This is a genomic window from Bifidobacterium moraviense, from assembly GCF_012932365.1.
In the GTDB taxonomy this organism is placed as follows: domain Bacteria; phylum Actinomycetota; class Actinomycetes; order Actinomycetales; family Bifidobacteriaceae; genus Bifidobacterium; species Bifidobacterium moraviense.
This window is the reverse complement of the sequence record NZ_JAAIIH010000001.1, coordinates 386417-404489: the sequence shown is the minus strand read 5'-3', so window position 1 is coordinate 404489 and position 18073 is coordinate 386417. Positions and strand designations below refer to the sequence as shown.

Genomic DNA, 18073 nt, shown 5'->3' with positions numbered 1-18073 from the left:
TTTTTTCTCCTTGATACCTTAATTGGATCAAATCTTCGTGAGGGGAGGGACCCATGGCCGGGCCCCTCCCCGGTGGCGGCGCGGAGGCGCCGCGCGGTTCGGTTCAGGCGGCCTGAACCTCGGCGATGGAGGCCTTGGCGGCGTCCACCACGTGCTCGGCGGTGATGCCGAGGTCGATGAGGTTCTGCGAGCCGGAGCCCTGCAGACCGAACTGCTCGATGGAGACGGGCTTGCCGTAGGAGCCGAGGTACTTGTACCACGGCATCGCCACGCCGGCCTCCACGGAGACGCGGGCCTTGACGCCGGCCGGCAGCACGGACTCCTTGTAGTCGGCGTCCTGCTCCTCGAACCACTCGAGCGACGGGACGGAGACCACGCGGGCCTTGACGCCCTCGCCGGCCAGGGTCTTGGCGGCGGAGACGGCCAGCTGGACCTCGGAGCCGGTGGCCATGATGATCACGTCCGGGGTGCCTTCGGTGTCCACGAGGACGTAGGCGCCGCGCTTGACGCCGTCCTTGGCCTTCTCGGCGGTCTCGGCGAGCACCGGGACGCCCTGGCGGGACAGGACCATGGCGGCCGGCAGCGTGTTCTTCTTCTCGAAGAAGTAGCGGTAGGCCTCGGCGGTCTCGAAGGCGTCGGCCGGACGGACGACCTCGAGCTGCGGCATGGCGCGGAAGGAGGCGAGGTGCTCGATCGGCTGGTGGGTCGGGCCGTCCTCGCCGACGGCGACGGAGTCGTGGGACCAGATGTACAGGTTCGGGATCTCCATGAGGGCGGCCAGACGGACGGCGGAGCGCTCGTAGTCGGAGAACATGAAGAACGTGCCGCCGAACGGACGGGTGTGGGAGCCCAGCAGGATGCCGTTGGTGATGCAGCCCATGGTGAACTCGCGCACGCCGAAGTGCAGCTGACGGCCGAACTCGCTGCACACCGGCCACTGCTTGGTGGCGCACTCGGCCGGGGCGAAGGTGGCCGCGCCCTTGAGGTCGGTCTTGTTGGAGCCGCCGAGGTCGGCGGAGCCGCCCCACAGCTCGGGCATGACGGCCGCGATGGCGTTGAGGACGGAGCCGGAGGCGCCGCGGGTGGCGACGCCCTTGCCCACCTCGAAGGTGGCCTCGAGGTCGTCGATGGCCTTGTCGAAGCCCTCCGGCAGCTCGCCGGCCTTCAGACGGTCGTACAGGGCGGCCTTGTCCGGGTTGGCCTTGCGCCAGGCGTCGAACTTCTCGTCCCAGGCCTTGTGGGCCTCGAGACCGCGGTCGGCGACCTTGCGGGCGTGGGCGAGGGCCTCCTCGTCGACGTGGAAGGACTCCTCCGGATCGTAGCCGAGGACCTTCTTGAGGCCGGCGACGGCCTCGGCGCCCAGCTTGGAGCCGTGGGAGGACGGGTCGTTGGTCTTGCCCGGGGTCGGCCACGCGATGAGGGTGTGGACCTTGATGAGCTTCGGCTGGTCCGGGGCGGCGGCCTCGGCCTTGGCGATCACGTCGGCCAGGCCCTCGACGTCCTCCTTGTAGGAGCCGTCGGGCTGGATGAAGCTGAACTCGTCGGTGTACCAGCCGTAGGCCTGGAAGCGCTTGAGCACGTCCTCGGCCAGCACCAGGTTGGTGTCGCCCTCGATCTGGATGCGGTTGGCGTCGAAGATCACGGTGAGGTTGCCGAGCTTCTGGTTGGCGGCCAGGGCGGCGGCCTCGCCGGAGATGCCCTCCTCGATGTCGCCTTCGCCGCAGATGGCCCAGATCTTGTGGTAGAACGGGGACTCTTCCTTCGGGGTCTCGGGGTCGAGCAGGCCGCGCTGGAAGCGCTCGCCGTACGCGAAGCCGATGGCGGAGGCGAAGCCCTGGCCCAGCGGGCCGGTGGTCATCTCGATGCCGGGGGTCAGGCCGTACTCCGGGTGGCCCGGGGTGCGGGTGTCGGCGCCGCCGCGGAAGTGCTTGAGATCGTCCAGCGTCAGGCCGTAGCCGGAGAAGTACAGCTGGACGTACTGGGTGAGGGAGGCGTGGCCGCCGGAAAGGATGAAGCGATCGCGACCCTCCCAGTTGGGATCGTTCGGATCGTGCTTGATGAAGTGCTGGTAGAGCGTGTAGGCGATGGGCGCCAGGGACACCGGGGAGCCGGGGTGGCCGGAGCCGGCGTTCTCAACCGCGTCGGCCGACAGGACCTTGGCCATCTTGATGGCGCGCTCGTCCAGTTCGGTCTCCTTGAATTCGGTCATAGTTGCTATTTCCTTCCAATAATTCGGGCCACACGGCACGCGCGGGCGCATGCCATGATTTGCCTTCACATTGCCCTTTCATGCTAAACGCCAGATACGACACCGGCGCGCTGTTTTGGAGTGTTTTGTGCGTTTCTGTGAGAAGTAGACAACGTGAACGCTAACAGTCGAACGAACCGGTTCGATTTCCACTCAGCCGGTAACGAAAGCGCACCGCGTCGATTAGCAGTCGGAACCTTTGAGTGCTAATACAATGGTCAGTATCGCAATTCAGTACGGCGAAGCGGCGCGCGGGCATCCCGCGGCGCGGCGCCCCGCGGACGCATCGTAAGGAGGCGCGCATGGCCAACAATCGACGCATGCTCGTGCTGCGCGCCGTGGTGGAGGACTACATCCGCTCGCAGGAGCCCGTCGGCTCGTCGTCCATCACCCGCGAGCATGATCTCGGCGTCAGCTCAGCCACCGTGCGCAACGACATGGCGGCGCTCGAGGACGAGGGGTACCTCATCCAGCCGCACACCTCGGCGGGGCGCATCCCCACCGAGAAGGGCTACCGCACGTTCGTGGACAAGCTCGCCACGGTCGTGCCGCTGTCCGCCGCGCAGCGACGCGGCATCGACACGTTCCTGTCCGGATCCGTGAGCCTCGACGACACGCTGCAGCGCGCCGCCCGGCTGCTCGCCAGGATCACCGGGCAGGTGGCCGTCGTCGCCTCGCCGTCCCTGGCCCGTTCGGCGCTGCGCCGGCTCGAGATCGTCCCGCTCGCCCCGGGTCTGCACCTCGCCGTGGTCATCACGGACACCGGCCGCGTCGCGCAGCGCACGGTCAGTCTCCCGGCGTCCCCCGCCGAGGACGGCGTCGCCACGCTCAACGCCCGGATCAACGAGGAATGCCAGGGCACGTCGCTTGCCGCCGCGGGCGAGCGCGTGCGCGACATCGCCGATTCCCCGGCGTTCGCGTCCGTCCGTCCCCTCGCCCGTTCGCTGGCCAAGGTGATGGACGACATGGCCGACGAGGAGCGCTCCGGCACGATGTACATGGCCGGCGCCTCCAAGCTCGCGCAGCAGTCCTCGGCCGGACTGGCCGATCTGGCGCCGCTGTTCGACGCGCTCGAGGAGCAGGTCGTGCTCATGAAGCTCATGAGCTCCCTGAGCGAGGTGTCGCAGCCGCACGGCGTGGGCGTGGCCATCGGCTCCGAGACCCACACGCCCGGACTGCTGCACGCGTCGGTGGTCACCAGCGGCTATGGGCAGAGCACCGCGCAGACGGCCGATGCGGACGACGCCGACGGCGGCGCGCGGCGCGCCGAGCCGATCGCCTTCGTGGGGTCCATCGGGCCCACGCACATGGACTACGCGGCCACCATGGCCGCCGTGCGCGCCGTGGCCCGCTACCTCACCGGCTTCGTGAACCGCGAGGAGGGCGGCGGCGAGACGGACGGGGACGCCGGCGACTGACGGCCGTCCATGGCACAATGTCAGCGACACAACGAACAGAAAGAGAACCAGTGGCAGACTATTACGAGGTGCTGGGCGTGGAGCGCACGGCCGGCGAAGAGGAGATCAAGAAGGCCTATCGCAAGATGAGCCGCAAGTATCATCCCGACATCGCCGGCCCCCAGTTCGAGGACAAGTTCAAGGAGGTCAACGCCGCCTACGAGGTGCTCTCGGACCCGCAGAAGCGCCAGATGTACGATCAGGGCGTCGATCCGAACAACCCGCAGGCGTCGGCCGGGTTCGGCGGTTCGCCGTTCGGCATGGGGGACATGGGCGACATCTTCGGACAGTTCTTCGGCGGCGGCTTCGGCGGCGGTTCCCAGGGGCCGATCCCGCGCACCCAGCCGGGCCGCGACGCGCTGGCCAGCGTCACCATCGATCTGAAGACGGCGGTGTTCGGCGGCGTGGCGCACACCGACATCACCACGTTCGCGCTGTGCCAGGAATGCGGCGGCTCCGGCTCCCAGTCCGGCGCGCAGCCCGTCACCTGCCCCGACTGCCACGGGCAGGGCTTCCGTCAGAAGGTCGTGCGCACCATGCTCGGCCAGATGATGACGTCCGCCCCGTGCGAGCGCTGCGAGGGCCACGGCACGATCATCGAGAAGCCGTGCGCGAGCTGCATGGGCCACGGACGCGTGCGCACCAAGCGATCCGTGGGCGTGAACGTGCCCGCCGGCATCAGCGACGACTCGCGTCTGCGCCTCGCCTCCCAGGGCGAGGTGGGCGAGGGCGGCGGCGCGGCCGGCGACCTCTACATCGACGTGCGCATCAAGGCGGACAAGCAGTACACGCGCGACGGCGACGACCTGCACTGCTGGATCCAGGTGCCGATGAGCTGGGCCGTGCTGGGCCACGAGCTGACGATCGACACCTTCGACGGCCCGCAGAAGATCACCATCCCCGCCGGATGCCAGCCCGAGGACACCGTGGCGCTCAAGGGCCTCGGCGTCACCAGGCTCAGGACGCAGGAGCGCGGCGACCTCGTGGCGCACATCGCCGTCCACATCCCCACCAAGCTCAACGACCGCGAGCGCGACCTCATGACCCAGTTCGGCCAGCTGCACGACGCCTCCGCCGGGCACGTGGCGCAGAGCTCCAAGCCGCGTACGGCCGGCGGCCGCAAGGGCGGTTTCTTCTCGAAGCTCAAGGACGCCCTGAGCTGAGCTTGCATCCGCGTGCACGGCGGCCTGTCGCGCACGGGCGGGGCAGCAGACCGGATGCCGCGCCGGAGATGTGATATCGGACTTCGCGATCGGTCGAATCCGGGTCGCAGATTGGGCGGATCTGACCATCCGATTCGCATGACGCATCGCGGATTTGGCGGAAGTGACCCCAGAGGACCGTTCTGCAGCGCCCCCGGGGTCACTTCCGCCAAATCCGCGACCGCGCACGTCGGACGCATGGTCAGATCCGCCAAATCCGCGGAGTCGCAGGTGACGCGGGCGGTCGTCTCCGCTCGATCCCGATGCCGCGCGGAGGGGAATCGGAAGCCTCCGGACGCGCGAATCCGCCCGATTCCGCGGTTCGCATACGCAAACGCCCTAGGTGTTATGCGATGAGGCAATACACCTAGGGCACTGTTATGCGATAGGACAGCACAGTATGTCCGGCTCGGTGGTTCCGGTCCGGCTCAGTCCAGCAGCGAGCGGCACATCTCGCGGTATTCGCTCACGTAGCCGCCGCCGAAGAACACGCAGTGGCCGGCGATGGGGTAGAGCTGCCAGAGGGTGAGGCGGTCCGCGAAGCCCTTCCTCAGCGGATGCACCGACTCGTAGCCCTCGTAGATGTTGCTCAGGTACGACATGCCGAACAGGTGGAGCATCGCCAGATCCTCCTCGCGGTGTCCGCCGTGCGCCGCCGGGTCGATGAGCACGGCCTCGGTCCCGCCGTCGGCGTCGCGCGTCCACATCACGTTGCCGCTCCACAGGTCGCCGTGCACGCGGGCGGGTCTGTCGTCCGCCGCCTTGCCGAGGATCTCGGGCATCGCGTCGATCACCCGTCGGGTGAGCTCCAGGTCGTCGCGGTCGAGCGTGCGGCGGCGGATGCCCATCTCGACCATGGGGATCAGTCGGCCCTCGGCGTAGTACGTGACCGGATCGTCCCACGCGCCGACGTCCATCGGCACCGGATCCTGCAGGGGACCGAAGTAGCAGGTGCCGTCGTAGCCGGCCGGCGCGGAGCCGAAGTGCGCGGCGCCCGCGTCGTGCATGCGCGCCAGCGCCGCGCCGAACCGGTACGCGGCGTGCGGCGTGGGGGAGCAGGCCTCCACGCGCTCGATGTCCAGATAGCCGTCTCCCCAGCCGTACACGTTCACCACGCGCGGGCCGCCCTGCGCCTGCGCCTCGCCGAGCCACTGCAGGCCGCGGCCCTCGCATTCGAAGAATCCTGCGGGCGCGAACGCGCGCTGCTTGCGGTACGTTGCCATGCGACTTCCTTTCATCGGGTTTCGAACGTCAGCTCCCGATTGTATGGCCGCCGCGCCCTCCCGCGGCGTTCCGTCCCGGTACGTGCCGCGTCCGTTCGCCGAGGGCGCTAGTCTTGGACGCGGATAAGTCACCACATGCTAGAAGTAGGGGCCATGAATTTCCTTCAGGCGTTGTTCCTTGGACTCGTACAGGCGCTGACCGAATACCTTCCGGTGTCGTCGAGCGCCCACATCCGCATCATCGGCGATCTCATGATCGGCTCCGATCCGGGGGCCGCGTTCACCGCGATCATCCAGATCGGCACCGAGCTGGCCGTGCTGCTGTACTTCCGCCGCGACATCGCGCGCATCCTCGGCGCGTGGTTCGGCTCGCTGTTCGGCCGCGAGGGCAAGGACTGGAAGTCCCGTCTCGGCGCGCACAACCGCGACACGCAGATGGGCTGGTACATCATCATCGGCACGCTGCCGATCGTCATCGTCGGCGTGCTGTTCAAGAGCGCGATCGAGACCACGCTGCGCAACCTGTGGATCACCGTCACCGTCCTCGCCCTGTTCGGCGTGCTGCTGTGGTACTTCGACGCGCGCTCCAGGCAGGTCAAGACCATGGACCGCATGACCATCCGGGACGCGGTCCTCTTCGGCGTGGGGCAGATGCTGGCCCTTATTCCAGGCGTCTCCCGCTCCGGCGGCACCATCACGTTCGGCCGCGCCATGGGCTACACGCGCGAGGCCGCGGTGCGCGTGGCGTTCCTCATGGCCATTCCCGCCGTGCTGGGCGCCGGCATGCTCGAGTCCGTCTCCGCCGTCAAGGACGTGAGCGCCTGCTCCGCCAACCCGGACCCGCTGTCCGAGGCGTGCGTGGGCGCCGGCATGTTCCCCGGCTGGGGTCCCACGATCGCCGCGACCGTGGTCTCCTTCGTGGTGGGCTACATCGTGATCATCGGCTTCCTCAAGTTCGTCTCCACGTTCTCCTACAAGGCGTTCGCGGTCTACCGCATCGGACTGGCCGTGGTGGTGGCCGTGCTGCTCGTCTCCGGCGTCCTGTCCCCGGTGGAGGCCGCGCAGGCCGCCGCGGGGGCCTGACCCGGGGCCGCGGCTGCCGGCCGCGGCCCTGCGAGACGAAAGGGGCGGGCGCATTCCCGATCATGAGGGAATGCGCCCGCCCCTTTCGTCTGCCCGCGCATGCCGCCGGCGTCAGGACGGGTCCGCTCCCATGGCCGCACCGTCGCCGCCGTCGATGTCGCGCAGGAACGCCTCGGCCTCCTGCGCGATGTCGTTCGCGGTGACCTGCGACATGCGCTCCGCGTCCTGCGCCTTGCGGCGCGTGTCCACCTCGATCTCCAGATGCCGCACGTAGTCGGCCAGATCGTCGTTGCAGCGCACCAGCAGATTCGCCTGGGCGGTCCACTGCGCCGCCTTGCGCGGCAGGTCGCCCTCCCTGAGCTCCACGCCCAGCCTCGAGGAAAGCTCGTGCAGCAGGCGCAGCGTGGCCTGCGCGCAGTCGTCGCTGCCGAGGTATTGGGGGATCGACACCCACAGCGACGCGGCGTCGAATCCGTGGTCGTGCGCCACCTGGTCGAGCACCGTGGGGATGCCGATGGGGCCGGTGTACTCGTCGTCGCCGTCCGTGGACGCCGTCTCGTAGCCGTCCTCGGTCACGTCGAGGGGCAGCGGGCGCGTGTGCGGGCAGTCGGCGAACATCGAGCCCAGCGTGATCACCTCGTCCACGTCGCACTCCTCGGCGATGTGCAGGCTGCGGTGGCAGAACTCGAGCCATCGGTAGTTCGGTTCCGGACCCATCTCCACGATGATCCGGTGCGTCTCGTCGATGGCCACCTCGTACAGGGTGGTCTCGGGCCACACGATGTGCCGCCTGCCGTTGGTGCTGCACAGCATGGGACGGGAGGTCTGGTAGTCGTAGAACCCGGCGCAGCAGATCTTGCCCACCTCTCGGGCGTCGTAGACGTCGATGAGGTGACGGATCACGTTGGTGGCCGCCTGGCAGGCGTCGTTCCATCCGGCGAAGGCGCTGACCATCACGCGACGGGGATTCGGGGTTGCTTCTTCACTCACGCTCCCAGAATAACGGCACCGTGGGAGCCGCCGAACCCAATCAGCCGTAAGCGTGAGCGCCGTTCGGGGGAGCCGCCTCGCCGCCCGCCGACGCCGGGGCGACACGGGCGCGACACGCGGATTTGGCAAACTCCCGAGACGTCGCTATAGTAGTTACTCGTGCTTCGGCAAGACACCTTGCCGGCGACACTGCGGACATAGCTTAGTTGGTAAAGCGCAACCTTGCCAAGGTTGAGACCGCGGGTTCGAGTCCCGTTGTCCGCTCTAGGTCCGGTGGAGTTGACAGACCTTACGGTGGGTTAGCCAAGCGGTTAGGCAGCGGCCTGCAAAGCCGTATAGACGAGTTCGACTCTCGTACCCACCTCTCGTTGCGCGGATCATCTCCCGCGTTCCCCAGACCCGGGCGGTTGGCGCAGAGGTAGCGCACTTCCCTGACACGGAAGGGGTCACAAGTTCGAATCTTGTATCGCCCACCACGACCGGAGCATTCCGGCCCATAACTGAACATCCGAATCATTTCGGGCGATTGGCGCAGCGGCTAGCGCACTTCGTTCACACCGAAGGGGTCGTAGGTTCGATTCCTACATCGCCCACTGGTTCCCGCTTCTCACGGCGGGCGCCTCTGCGGACATAGCTTAGTTGGTAAAGCGCAACCTTGCCAAGGTTGAGACCGCGGGTTCGAGTCCCGTTGTCCGCTCCACGCGAATCCCGCCTCCGAGGTGGGATTTTTCGTATCCGGCGGCGTTCGTCCGTTCAGACTCCCCCATCCATGCAGGTCCGTCATCCGACGGACGACGATCCCGTACGCGCGGCCGGGGAATCCGCCATACCATGGGACGCATGGGCATCCAATCGGCATCGGCGCGCACCGGGGACATCCACGCCGGAGGCATCCGCACCGTGGGCATCGTGGACAACGACCCGTTCACGCTGTCGGCGCTGCGCGACGTGATCGGGTCGATGCTCGGCTACCGGACGCTGTGGGCCGAACGGTCCGCCGTCACGGCCCTGGGTCTGTGCGCCGAGGACGCCGACGCGCCGGACGTGCTGCTCACGGACGTGATGATGCCCGACATGTCCGGCATCACGCTGTGCCGTCTCATCCGGGCGCGCACGGCGTCCGTCCCGGTGCTGGCGATCACCTCGTACAACCTCGACGTCCACGCGCGCAGGGCGGCCGAGGCCGGAGCCCAGGGCATCGTGAACAAGGACGATCCCGCCGTCATCGCCGCGGCCGTCGCCGCCGTGGCCTCCGGGACGGTGTGGCCGTACCGGCCCTCGCGGGACGGGGGAGACCACGCCGCCGTGACGTTCTCCACCGCGGCCGTCGCCCACCGGCAGGTCTCGGCCAGCCGCGCCCAGCGCGCCATCGCCGCGCTGAGCCGACGCGAACTCGACGTGGTGCGCCTCACCTGCGAGACGCTCGCCCCGTTCTCCGACATCGCCGTCCGGCTGGGATGCGGCGAATCGACCGTGAAGACCCTGGCGCAGCGGGCCTACCGCAAGCTCGGCGTGACGAACCGGCGCGAGCTCATGGCCCTGTGGACGGAAGGACTGCTCTCATGACGCACGACGCCATCACCCGCGGCACGCCGCCGCACGCCGCCGGCGGACGCCCCTCCGGCGAAGGAACGCTCCGCCGCCTGACGCGCCGCGCGACGACATGGATCGTCCGCACCGCATACGCCAACCGATGGCACGCGGCCCTCGGCGCGGCCGGCGCGCTGTGGGAGCTGTGGCGGATCCTCGCCGACCCGCTGCGCGCCTACCATTTTCACTACGAGCCGTACCTGACGTCCCTCGCCGCGGCGTTCGGACTGCTGCTGGCCGCGGGGTTCGCGCTGGCGCCCGAGTACGCGGCCTACGGCACGATGGCCGTCTGCCTGGCATGGGTGGGACTCGCGACCGGCGCGGACACGCTGCCGTGGATGGTCGTCGGAGTCGCCGCGGCGACGGGCGCGCTCGCCCGCGTACGGCCGCGGCGCGGCGTGATCGCGACCGGCGTCTGGCTTGCGGCGCTGGCCGCCGTGGCCGCATGGCGCGCCGGCGGCATGCGTTCCCCCTCCGGTTTCGTCGATGCGTGCGCGACGCTCGGCCTGTGCGCCGCCGTCGCCTGCTACGTGGGCGTATCCGTCGGCTGGCGTCTGCAGGCCGGGGCCATGGCCGACGCGCAGGCCAGCCGCGTGCGGGCCGAACAGGAGCTGACGCGCAAGCGCCGCAGCGACGCCATCGCGCGCAGCATCCACGACTCGCTCACGGGGAACCTCTCATACATCGCGCTGCTGGCCCAGCGCGAGCTTTCCCGCCTCGAGACGGACGACGATCGGGGAGACGAGGGGGACGGACGCGCCGCGGCGCACGAGACGTGGCTGAGCGTGGAACGCAACGCGAACGACGCGCTGCGCGGCGTGCGCCGCGTGATCGGTCTGCTCGAGTCGGACGACGCCGGGAACGCGGGCGTCCCCGGCGCCGAGCGCTCGTTCGAGGGCATCATGCGCGCGCAGGAGCCGAAGCTCGACGCGCTGGGCATCCACGGACGCACGGTGGTGATCGACCGGTCGGACGGCGCCGTGTCCCCGGAACGCCTCGAGGCGGCGCACGCGCTCGTCGAGGAACTGTACGCGAACCTGATGCGGCACTGCGCCACGGGCGACGACGTCTACTTCCTGCGCGTCGCGGCGGACGGCGAGGGCGTCACGATCGCCGAGGCCAACGCGCCGCGTGCGCGCGGGAACGCCGGCGCCGGACTGCCCGAATCCGGGACCGGGCTGGTCCGCCACGCGCGCGCGATCCGACGCCTCGGCGGCACCTGCGACTGGCGCGAGGACGACGGCGAATGGCTGTTCTCCGCGTTCATCCCTGCAGCCGCGACGCCATCCGCGTCGTCCGCCCCGTCGTCCGTCGGATGACGGGTGCGTCCCGGACGACGTCGGGACGGCCATACGCTGGAATCAGGGGAACGTCCCCCACATACGGCACAGCGAGGTGATCGTCATGCGCAGATTCCGCATTCCGTTCGCCGCCGCCACGGCGGCGCTGATCCTCGTCCTCGGCGCCTGCGGGTCCGCACCCGAGGCCCGGGAACGCTTCGAGGAGGCCCCGGCGTCGTCCGGAGACCGCTGGCGCGACGCCGCCGACGCGATCATGGCCGACGGCCGCGTCACCCGCGCGGAGACCGAACAGGCGTTCGCCTCCTACGCGCAGTGCATGGAGGAACAGGGCTTCTACGGCGACTGGAGCATCGACCTCGACATCTACTACTGGGGCAAGATGAGCTACGGCCTCGACCCGGAGACCCCCGGATACCAGCCGCTGCCCGAACGCTTCCGCAAGAAGGACTGGACCGCCCAGGACTACGAGGACTTCCCCGAGTGGTTCAACAGCGCCGAAGGGCAGGAACGCGAGCGCAGCAACCAGCGGATCGTGAACGAACGCAAGGCCGCCTGCGCCCCGTTCGACGAGGTGGAGCAGATGGCGAACGCGGCCGTCGACTGGGGATCCTACGACCGTGCCGAATTCGACGCGGTCGTCCGCTGCATCGCCGCCAACGCGCCCCGGTACGCCGACCGCGCGCGGCAGGTCCGGTACGCGTTCGGCGACGCGACGAGCGGCATGGACGCGCTGCGGGACGCGTTCTACGGACCGCTGGAACAGCGCGACGACGCGTTCGTCGACCCGCCGGAATCCAGCGAGGAGCGCCGGGTCGTCGACTGCTTCAACAACCCCAACGGCGTGCCTACCCACTACTTCGGGTCGGACGAATACAACGGAAGCGGGGACCGACGATGAGCGGGATGACGCGGATGCACGGGACGATGCGCAGGACACTGTCGTGGACCGCGGTCGCGATGATGATCGCGCTGCCGCTCGCCGGCGTCGGCGCGTTCTCCCACGCGCAGGCCCGGGACCCCGAAAAGCTCGCCCCCGCGCCGGTCGCGGTGCTGCGCCGGCCGACCGTCGTCACCGACGACGGCGACGCCACGGCAGTCATCACCGTCAGACGGGCGGACGCCGTCACGCTCACCGCGCCGGCATGGCAGGGCGGCGTCGTCACCCGCGTGGACGCGGCTCCGGGAGACGAACTCGTCACCGGGACGCCATTGCTCGCCATCGACGGCGTCTCCAGGCTCGCCGTCGCCTCCGCCGAACCGTTCCACCGCGCGCTCGCCGACGGCGACGCCGGACCGGACGTCGCGATGCTCGAGACCGCGCTCGGCGCGATGGGACTGTTCGCCGGCACCCCGGACGAGACCTACGACGATGCGACGGCCGCCGCCGTGCGCCGGCTCGAACGGCGACTGGGCGTGCAGGGCGAGCCGAGCGGCGTCTTCGACCCGCTGTGGTTCGTCTGGATGCCGGCCGAACGTCTTGCCGCGGCCGCCGTGCACGCCGCGGTCAACGATCCCGTGCCCGTGCAGGGACAGACGCTGCTCTCCATCGCGGCCGGCATCGCCGCGGTCGACATCGCCACGCCGACGGGAGACGTGGACTTCGACGGCACGGCATGGGTGCTCAGCCAGCACGGCACGGACATCGCCACGCTGCGCGACGGGGACGACGTGAACGCCGACCTCGTCGCCCGCCTCGCCGCGGACGACGCCGACGAATCGTCCACGCCGACGGACACGGCCGACGGGACGCGCGAATACACAGTCGGACTGCGCCGCGAGACGCCCGTCACGATGCTCTCCGTCCCCGCCTCCGCCGTGATGACCGGGGCCGACGGCATCTCCACCTGCGTATGGGGCAAGACCGGACCGGACGACGCGGACTACCGGTCCATGCCGGTCACCGTGGCCGGCGGGGCTCCCGGAATCAGCCGCATCGAACCGAGCGAAGGCCTCGACGACCTCTACGTGCTCGCCGACCCGCTCGCGGTCATGGACGCCGGATCCGCGGACGGGAGACCCACATGCCCGTGACGCTCTCCGACATCCGCTTCCGCTACGACGCGCACGGACCGTACGTCCTCGACGGACTGGACCTGACCATCCCCGACGGCCAGCTGATCGCCCTCATGGGACCGTCCGGATCCGGCAAGACCACGCTCCTGCAGATCATCGGCGGCCTGCTGCGCCCCACCGGCGGCACCGCGGACGTCACCGCCTCGCGGGACGAGACCCGATGGGTGTTCCAGACGCCCACGCTCCTCGCTCACCGCAGCGTGCGGCACAACATCGACATCGCGCTCATGGGCGACGGATGGGACGAACGGTCCCGCGGGGCGCGCGTCGAACGGATGATCCGCGACATGCGCCTCGAAGGCCTCGCCGACACCGACGTGAACCTCCTGTCCGGCGGACAGCGCCAACGCGTGCAGATCGCCCGCGCGCTCGCCTCCGAACCGCCGCTCGTCCTGGCCGACGAACCCACCGGACAGCTGGACCACGCCACCACCGGCGTCGTCCTGGACGCCATACGCGCCGCGCACCGACGCGGCACCACCATCGTGATCGTCACCCACGACCCCTACGTCGCCGCGCGCTGCGAACGCGTCGTCACGCTCGAGGACGGCCGCGTCAGCAGCGACGAACCCGGCGGCCATGCACGTCGCGGCCCCGCATGAAAGGAGGCGAACCACCATGCGCGCACCATGGAACGCCATGCGCGACGCCACACGCCGCATGCGCCGCGCACGACCGCACCCGCACCGCACCGCACGCGAATGGCCCCTGCGCGCCGTGCCCGAACAGACGCGCCGCACGCTCGCCGCGCAACCCGCCGTCACCGCGCTGCTCATCGCGCTCACGGCCCTCACGGCCGGAAGCCTCGCGCTCGCGGACGCGGCCATGCGACAGGACGCCATCGACCAGCAGACGCGGCTCGAGACCGCCGGACGGTACGTGATGCGCGCGCAGGCCCGCACGGAACGGGGCGAGGGACTCATCCCCGCCGCCGTATGCCACGGACTCAACCTCGCCGACGGAGTCAGGGCCGCCGCGGGATTCGTGGACGGCGAACGCGGCAACGTGCCGGTCACGCTCCCCAAGGCGCCGGGCGAACAACTCTCCATGCGCACCGCGGTGGGCGACGTGGCCGGCATGCTCGACCCGTCCGGACCGCCGCGCTTCGACGAAGGTTTCTACATCGACCGAACGCTGGCGGCGGACCTCGGCATCGGCGACGGCATGCGCGTGGAACTCGTCACGGACGCCTCCCGCGGCACCTCCGACGGCGAAGGTGAACGGACGGTCGCCACCGCCCACGTGCTCGACCTGAGCGCACGCGGCTTCGACCAGAGCCGCAGCATCATCGCCATCGGACCTCCCACCGGCACCGTGGGGGAATGCCTGGTGGAGATGGAGCCGGGCGCATGGGGAACCGACGACGCAACGGACGCGGGCTCCGAGACGGCGCGGAACTTCGTCGCCTCGGCCCTGGACGACGGCCGCACCATCACGTCGGTCACCCCGTTCCTCGACGCGGCCACGCTCGACGCGACGCCGCTCGAACGCCTCCGCACCCGCATCTCCCGGCACTTCTGGCTCGTCTCCGGACTGGCATGCGCCGGACTGACGCTCGCGCCGATGCTGTTCCGACGCCACGAATTCGCCCTCTACCGCAGCGTGGGAGCCGGGGCGAACCCCGTCGCGCTCATCCACGCCGCGGTCTGCGCGATCATGCTGTGCGCCGGCCACCTGTCCGGATGGCTGTGGGCCGAACTGGCGTTCCGCTGGATGCGCCACGCGCCGCCGGCGGAACCATGGACGACACCCGCCGCGGCGGGCGCATCGCTGCTGCTGGCCTCGGCCCTCGTCACCGCGGCCTGCGCGCTGCTCGCCCGAGGCGACATGGCGGCATACATCCAACGGCGCCTCTAGAACTAGCCGCGCCCGTCCGGCTCGCCAGCTTCCCCCAGCTCGTGCAGATTGCGCGCCACCGCGCGCTCGCGGGCGCCCTTGGTCAATGCCAGACCCAGCGCCACCAGCAGGAACATCGCCGTGCACGCCTGCCACAGGAACCGCGCGCCGAACCCGGCGATCACCCATCCGCCCACCAGCGGCGCCATGCCCTGCGACATCGACCACACGAGGTTGTAGACGCCCTGGTAGGTGCCGCGCGCGTGCGCCGGCGCGAGGCTTGCCACCGTGGTGGCGGCGATGGGGAAGGTGCCCAGCTCGCCGAGCGTCCACAGCGCCGCCGCCGCGACGAACCCGTGCCAGGAGTCCGCGCCGATCTGGAACGCGTAGCCCACGGCCGTCATGAGCATGCCCAGCACCAGCACGCGCGTGTTGCTCATGCGGTTGAACACGGCGATCGCCGGGATCTGCAGCAGGCACAGGATCGCACCGTTGATGGTGAGCACCATCGAGTACTCGTCGGTGCCGAGCCCCAGCTCGGCCATGGCGATCGGCAGGCCGCTGGTCATCTGGAAGTAGGCGACCGTGTAGCCGAACATGAGCAGCACCATCGACATGAGCGGCCAGTCCGTGAGTGCCCGGCGGTAGTTGGCCGCCATGCTCACCCGCGCGTCCGTCCCGTCGGCGCGCGCCGTCGCGTCCGTGCGCCGGGACGCCGCCCCGCGCTCCGCGCCCATGCGCCGGAAGAAGACGACGAGCATCACGGTGACGGCCACGAGGATGGCCGCCTCGAAGTAGAACATCAGCGCGTAGGAGACCTTCACGAGCTGGTTGGCGATGATCGGGCCGATCGCGAAACCGAAGTTCACCGCCCATGTCTGCAGCGTGTAGGCGCGCTTCTGGGCGCGCACCGGCACCACGTCCGCGATGTACGCGGCGATGGCCGGCGTGGGGATGGACGAGATCGCGCCGTAGACGAGCAGCGCGGCGCCCATGACCTCGGGGGAGTGGATGAACGAGAGACCCACCAGCATCGCCGCCGACCCGAGCTCGCCGCCCACGATCATCGGCTCGCGTCCGAAGCGGTCGGACAGCGCGCCGCCGAACAGGCATCCGACGATGCCGCCGAAGCCGTACATGGAGACCACGGTCCCGGCGGTCGAGGCGTCGGTGCCGAGGTCGTTCACCAGATACATCGACATGAACGAGATGACGAAGCGTCCCATCCACAGGATCAGGATGGCGAGCCAGAGGCCCCAGTACAGCAGGGGAAGGCCGAGGATCATGCGCTGCTTGTTCACGGGGCAACCATATAAGCCCCTATCGAAAAAGCCGATAGCGAAGTCGGAAGTTCGCGGCCGTTTCTACGGTACGGTGGGACCGTTCATCAGGGGCGGCGCCGACGCGGATGCGCGCGCGACCGCCCGATCGCCATGCGAAAGAGAGGAAGACATGTCCGATACGGCATGGAACTGGACGGCGCTGGCCGTCACCGTGGTGCTGTTCGCCGGGCTGGGGTATCTCAGCGTGAGGAAGAAGGCCGGATTCAGCGCCCGCGTGCTCATCGCCACCGCGCTGGGCATCGTGGTCGGCGTCGCGTTCAAGGAGCACACCGACTACGTGGCAGCGTTCGGCGACGTGTGGTCGAACGCGATCGCCGCGATCGTGGTGCCGCTGCTGCTGTTCAGCGTGATCGCCAGCATCACGAACCTGGGGGAGTCCCTCAAGCTGCGTTCCGTGGGTCTGAGGACCGTGTTCTACCTGACGCTCAACACGTTCACGGCGGCGCTCATCACGCTGGGCCTCGCCCTGCTGTTCCGCGTGGGCCAGGGCTTCCAGTTCACGATGCCCACCGACTACAAGCAGCGCGAGGTGCCTGAGGTGCTCGACACCATCGTGGCGCTGTTCCCCACCAACCTCGTCAAGAACTGGTACTCCAACCAGGTGGTGCCGGTCGTGATCTTCGCGATCCTCGTGGCCGTGGCCTACAACCAGGCCGCCAGGACGGACAAGGGCGCCGCCGCCGTCCGCCCGTTCAAGGCGTTCGTGGACGCCGGCAACGTGGTGCTGTCCAAGGCGACGCAGATCGTCGTGGGCTTCACGCCGTACGCCGTGCTCGCGCTCATCGCCGCCGCCGTGAGCAACAGCGACGTGGCCGCGCTGCTGCCGCTGCTCACCGTGCTCGTGGTCGCGTACATCGCGATGATCATCCAGTTCTTCGTCGTGCAGCCGGCCATCCTCGCCGCCGCGGCGCACGTGAACCCGCTGCCGTTCTTCAAGGCGTTTTGGCCCACCGGCGTGGTGGCGTTCACCTCCGAGAGCAGCATCGGCACGATCCCGGTCACCGTGCGCAACCTGCGCGCCAACGGCGTGCCCGGCGACGTGGCCTCCTTCGTGGCGAGCCTGGGCGCGAACCTCGGCATGCCCGGCTGCGCCGGCGTGTGGCCCGTGCTGCTTGCCGTGTTCGCCGTGAACGCGCAGGGCATCGCCTACACGCCCGCCCAGTTCCTGTTCCTCGTGGTGCTCGCCCTGCTGGTGTCCATCGGCACCGTGGGCGTGCCCGGCACCGCCACCATCACCGCGACCTCGCTGTTCGCCGCCGCGGGCCTGCCGATCCCGTTCATCGCCATCAGCCAGCCGATCTCGCAGATCGTGGACATGGGCCGCACCGCGCTCAACGTGGCCGGTGCCGCCAACACGGCCGTGATCGTGGCCGCCACCGAGAAGGAGCTCGACGAGGACCTCTACTACGGCCGCAAGGAGTACGTGGACGAGGAGGCCAGCGACGAGGAGATCGCGGGCAAGGTCGAGGCGGTCGCCGTGGGCGCCTCCGCCGCGGCCCCGGTCTCCGCGGCCGCCTCGCAGCAGTCCGCCTCAGCCGCGGCTCCGGCGTCGGGCATCTTCAGCCAGTCCAACGGCAACCTGCTGAACTTCTCGCCCGCCTCCGCGCTCGAGGGCACCGGCGGCGACGACCAGTGCGGCATCCACCCCGGCAAGTCCGGCAAGGAGGACTGAGCGCGGACGCCGCCGATTCGCGGCAGCGCATCCTTTCCCCACGGCCCGATCGTTC

The 18073-nt window shown here is 69.6% G+C and carries 14 protein-coding genes and 5 tRNA genes; 15 read left to right on the top strand and 4 right to left on the bottom strand.

Annotated elements, in window-relative coordinates; genetic code table 11:
- Window positions 1–103: 103 nt before the first annotated feature.
- The gene (tkt, locus tag G1C96_RS01835) at window positions 104–2209 is read right to left on the bottom strand and encodes a transketolase (RefSeq protein ID WP_169274930.1); all 2106 of its coding nucleotides are present in this window, start codon (window positions 2207–2209) and stop codon (window positions 104–106) included.
- A 341-nt stretch (window positions 2210–2550) separates the two neighbouring features.
- Between tkt and hrcA the strand changes: the two genes are divergently transcribed.
- Both hrcA and dnaJ read left to right on the top strand, forming a co-directional pair.
- Window positions 2551–3666: a heat-inducible transcriptional repressor HrcA gene (hrcA, locus tag G1C96_RS01830; protein ID WP_169274929.1), complete on the top strand. Its 1116-nt coding sequence runs from the start codon at window positions 2551–2553 to the stop codon at window positions 3664–3666.
- Between the two features lie 50 nt (window positions 3667–3716).
- Window positions 3717–4868: a molecular chaperone DnaJ gene (gene dnaJ, locus G1C96_RS01825; RefSeq protein WP_169274928.1), complete on the top strand. Its 1152-nt coding sequence runs from the start codon at window positions 3717–3719 to the stop codon at window positions 4866–4868.
- Between the two features lie 467 nt (window positions 4869–5335).
- On the opposite strand, the gene G1C96_RS01820 is transcribed toward dnaJ, so the two are convergent.
- Entirely contained in the window at window positions 5336–6130 is a 795-nt protein-coding gene (locus tag G1C96_RS01820) for a fructosamine kinase family protein (protein WP_169274927.1), read from the bottom strand.
- A 153-nt stretch (window positions 6131–6283) separates the two neighbouring features.
- Here G1C96_RS01820 and G1C96_RS01815 point away from each other — a divergent pair, with 153 nt between their 5' ends.
- Complete coding sequence (locus tag G1C96_RS01815) at window positions 6284–7213, top strand: undecaprenyl-diphosphate phosphatase (RefSeq protein ID WP_169274926.1); 930 nt, start codon at window positions 6284–6286, stop codon at window positions 7211–7213.
- 111 nt (window positions 7214–7324) lie between these two features.
- Here G1C96_RS01815 and G1C96_RS01810 read toward each other — a convergent pair whose 3' ends face one another.
- Window positions 7325–8167 (bottom strand): PAC2 family protein, encoded by an 843-nt coding sequence (locus G1C96_RS01810; RefSeq protein WP_169275221.1) that lies wholly within the window; start codon window positions 8165–8167, stop codon window positions 7325–7327.
- A gap of 227 nt (window positions 8168–8394) precedes the next feature.
- Between G1C96_RS01810 and G1C96_RS01805 the strand changes: the two genes are divergently transcribed.
- The 11 genes from G1C96_RS01805 (at window position 8395) to G1C96_RS01755 (ending at window position 15024) form a co-directional block, all read left to right on the top strand.
- Window positions 8395–8467 (top strand) — tRNA-Gly (locus G1C96_RS01805).
- Window positions 8468–8496: 29 nt separating this feature from the next.
- Window positions 8497–8567: transfer RNA gene (locus G1C96_RS01800), tRNA-Cys, on the top strand.
- A 37-nt stretch (window positions 8568–8604) separates the two neighbouring features.
- A tRNA-Val gene (locus G1C96_RS01795) sits at window positions 8605–8679 on the top strand.
- A 44-nt stretch (window positions 8680–8723) separates the two neighbouring features.
- A tRNA-Val gene (locus tag G1C96_RS01790) sits at window positions 8724–8796 on the top strand.
- A 31-nt stretch (window positions 8797–8827) separates the two neighbouring features.
- A tRNA-Gly gene (locus G1C96_RS01785) sits at window positions 8828–8903 on the top strand.
- A gap of 140 nt (window positions 8904–9043) precedes the next feature.
- Window positions 9044–9769 carry a response regulator transcription factor gene (locus G1C96_RS01780; RefSeq protein ID WP_169274925.1) on the top strand — a complete coding sequence of 242 codons (726 nt, stop codon included), beginning with the start codon at window positions 9044–9046 and terminating at the stop codon, window positions 9767–9769.
- A complete protein-coding gene (locus G1C96_RS01775) occupies window positions 9766–11112 on the top strand; it encodes a histidine kinase (protein ID WP_169274924.1) in 1347 nt (448 codons plus the stop codon). The genes G1C96_RS01780 and G1C96_RS01775 overlap by 4 nt, the downstream gene beginning before the upstream one ends.
- An 85-nt stretch (window positions 11113–11197) precedes the next feature.
- The gene (locus G1C96_RS01770; protein WP_169274923.1) at window positions 11198–11992 is read left to right on the top strand and encodes a hypothetical protein; all 795 of its coding nucleotides are present in this window, start codon (window positions 11198–11200) and stop codon (window positions 11990–11992) included.
- 26 nt (window positions 11993–12018) lie between these two features.
- On the top strand, window positions 12019–13125 hold the full coding sequence (locus G1C96_RS01765) for a peptidoglycan-binding domain-containing protein (RefSeq protein ID WP_169274922.1): 1107 nt from the start codon (window positions 12019–12021) through the stop codon (window positions 13123–13125).
- Window positions 13116–13769, top strand: a complete 654-nt coding sequence (locus G1C96_RS01760) for an ABC transporter ATP-binding protein (RefSeq protein WP_169274921.1) — start codon at window positions 13116–13118, stop codon at window positions 13767–13769. The genes G1C96_RS01765 and G1C96_RS01760 overlap by 10 nt, the downstream gene beginning before the upstream one ends.
- 16 nt (window positions 13770–13785) lie before the next feature.
- The gene (locus G1C96_RS01755; RefSeq protein ID WP_169274920.1) at window positions 13786–15024 is read left to right on the top strand and encodes a hypothetical protein; all 1239 of its coding nucleotides are present in this window, start codon (window positions 13786–13788) and stop codon (window positions 15022–15024) included.
- Between the two features lie 2 nt (window positions 15025–15026).
- Here the strand turns inward: G1C96_RS01755 and G1C96_RS01750 are convergent, their stop codons facing one another.
- Complete coding sequence (locus G1C96_RS01750; RefSeq protein ID WP_169275220.1) at window positions 15027–16289, bottom strand: MDR family MFS transporter; 1263 nt, start codon at window positions 16287–16289, stop codon at window positions 15027–15029.
- A 166-nt stretch (window positions 16290–16455) separates the two neighbouring features.
- On the opposite strand from G1C96_RS01750, the gene G1C96_RS01745 reads away from it, so the two are divergent.
- Window positions 16456–18018: a dicarboxylate/amino acid:cation symporter gene (locus G1C96_RS01745; protein ID WP_169274919.1), complete on the top strand. Its 1563-nt coding sequence runs from the start codon at window positions 16456–16458 to the stop codon at window positions 18016–18018.
- Window positions 18019–18073 lie beyond the last annotated feature (55 nt).

Coding starts and splice junctions, on each gene's coding strand:
- G1C96_RS01775 (WP_169274924.1), top strand. CDS start 9,766: ATGACGCACGACGCCATCACCCGCGGCACGCCGCCGCACGCCGCCGGC.
- G1C96_RS01810 (WP_169275221.1), bottom strand. CDS start 8,167: ATGGTCAGCGCCTTCGCCGGATGGAACGACGCCTGCCAGGCGGCCACC.
- G1C96_RS01820 (WP_169274927.1), bottom strand. CDS start 6,130: ATGGCAACGTACCGCAAGCAGCGCGCGTTCGCGCCCGCAGGATTCTTC.
- G1C96_RS01780 (WP_169274925.1), top strand. CDS start 9,044: ATGGGCATCCAATCGGCATCGGCGCGCACCGGGGACATCCACGCCGGA.
- tkt (WP_169274930.1), bottom strand. CDS start 2,209: ATGACCGAATTCAAGGAGACCGAACTGGACGAGCGCGCCATCAAGATG.
- G1C96_RS01760 (WP_169274921.1), top strand. CDS start 13,116: ATGCCCGTGACGCTCTCCGACATCCGCTTCCGCTACGACGCGCACGGA.
- G1C96_RS01815 (WP_169274926.1), top strand. CDS start 6,284: ATGAATTTCCTTCAGGCGTTGTTCCTTGGACTCGTACAGGCGCTGACC.
- hrcA (WP_169274929.1), top strand. CDS start 2,551: ATGGCCAACAATCGACGCATGCTCGTGCTGCGCGCCGTGGTGGAGGAC.
- G1C96_RS01770 (WP_169274923.1), top strand. CDS start 11,198: ATGCGCAGATTCCGCATTCCGTTCGCCGCCGCCACGGCGGCGCTGATC.
- G1C96_RS01755 (WP_169274920.1), top strand. CDS start 13,786: ATGCGCGCACCATGGAACGCCATGCGCGACGCCACACGCCGCATGCGC.
- G1C96_RS01750 (WP_169275220.1), bottom strand. CDS start 16,289: ATGATCCTCGGCCTTCCCCTGCTGTACTGGGGCCTCTGGCTCGCCATC.
- G1C96_RS01765 (WP_169274922.1), top strand. CDS start 12,019: ATGCGCAGGACACTGTCGTGGACCGCGGTCGCGATGATGATCGCGCTG.
- G1C96_RS01745 (WP_169274919.1), top strand. CDS start 16,456: ATGTCCGATACGGCATGGAACTGGACGGCGCTGGCCGTCACCGTGGTG.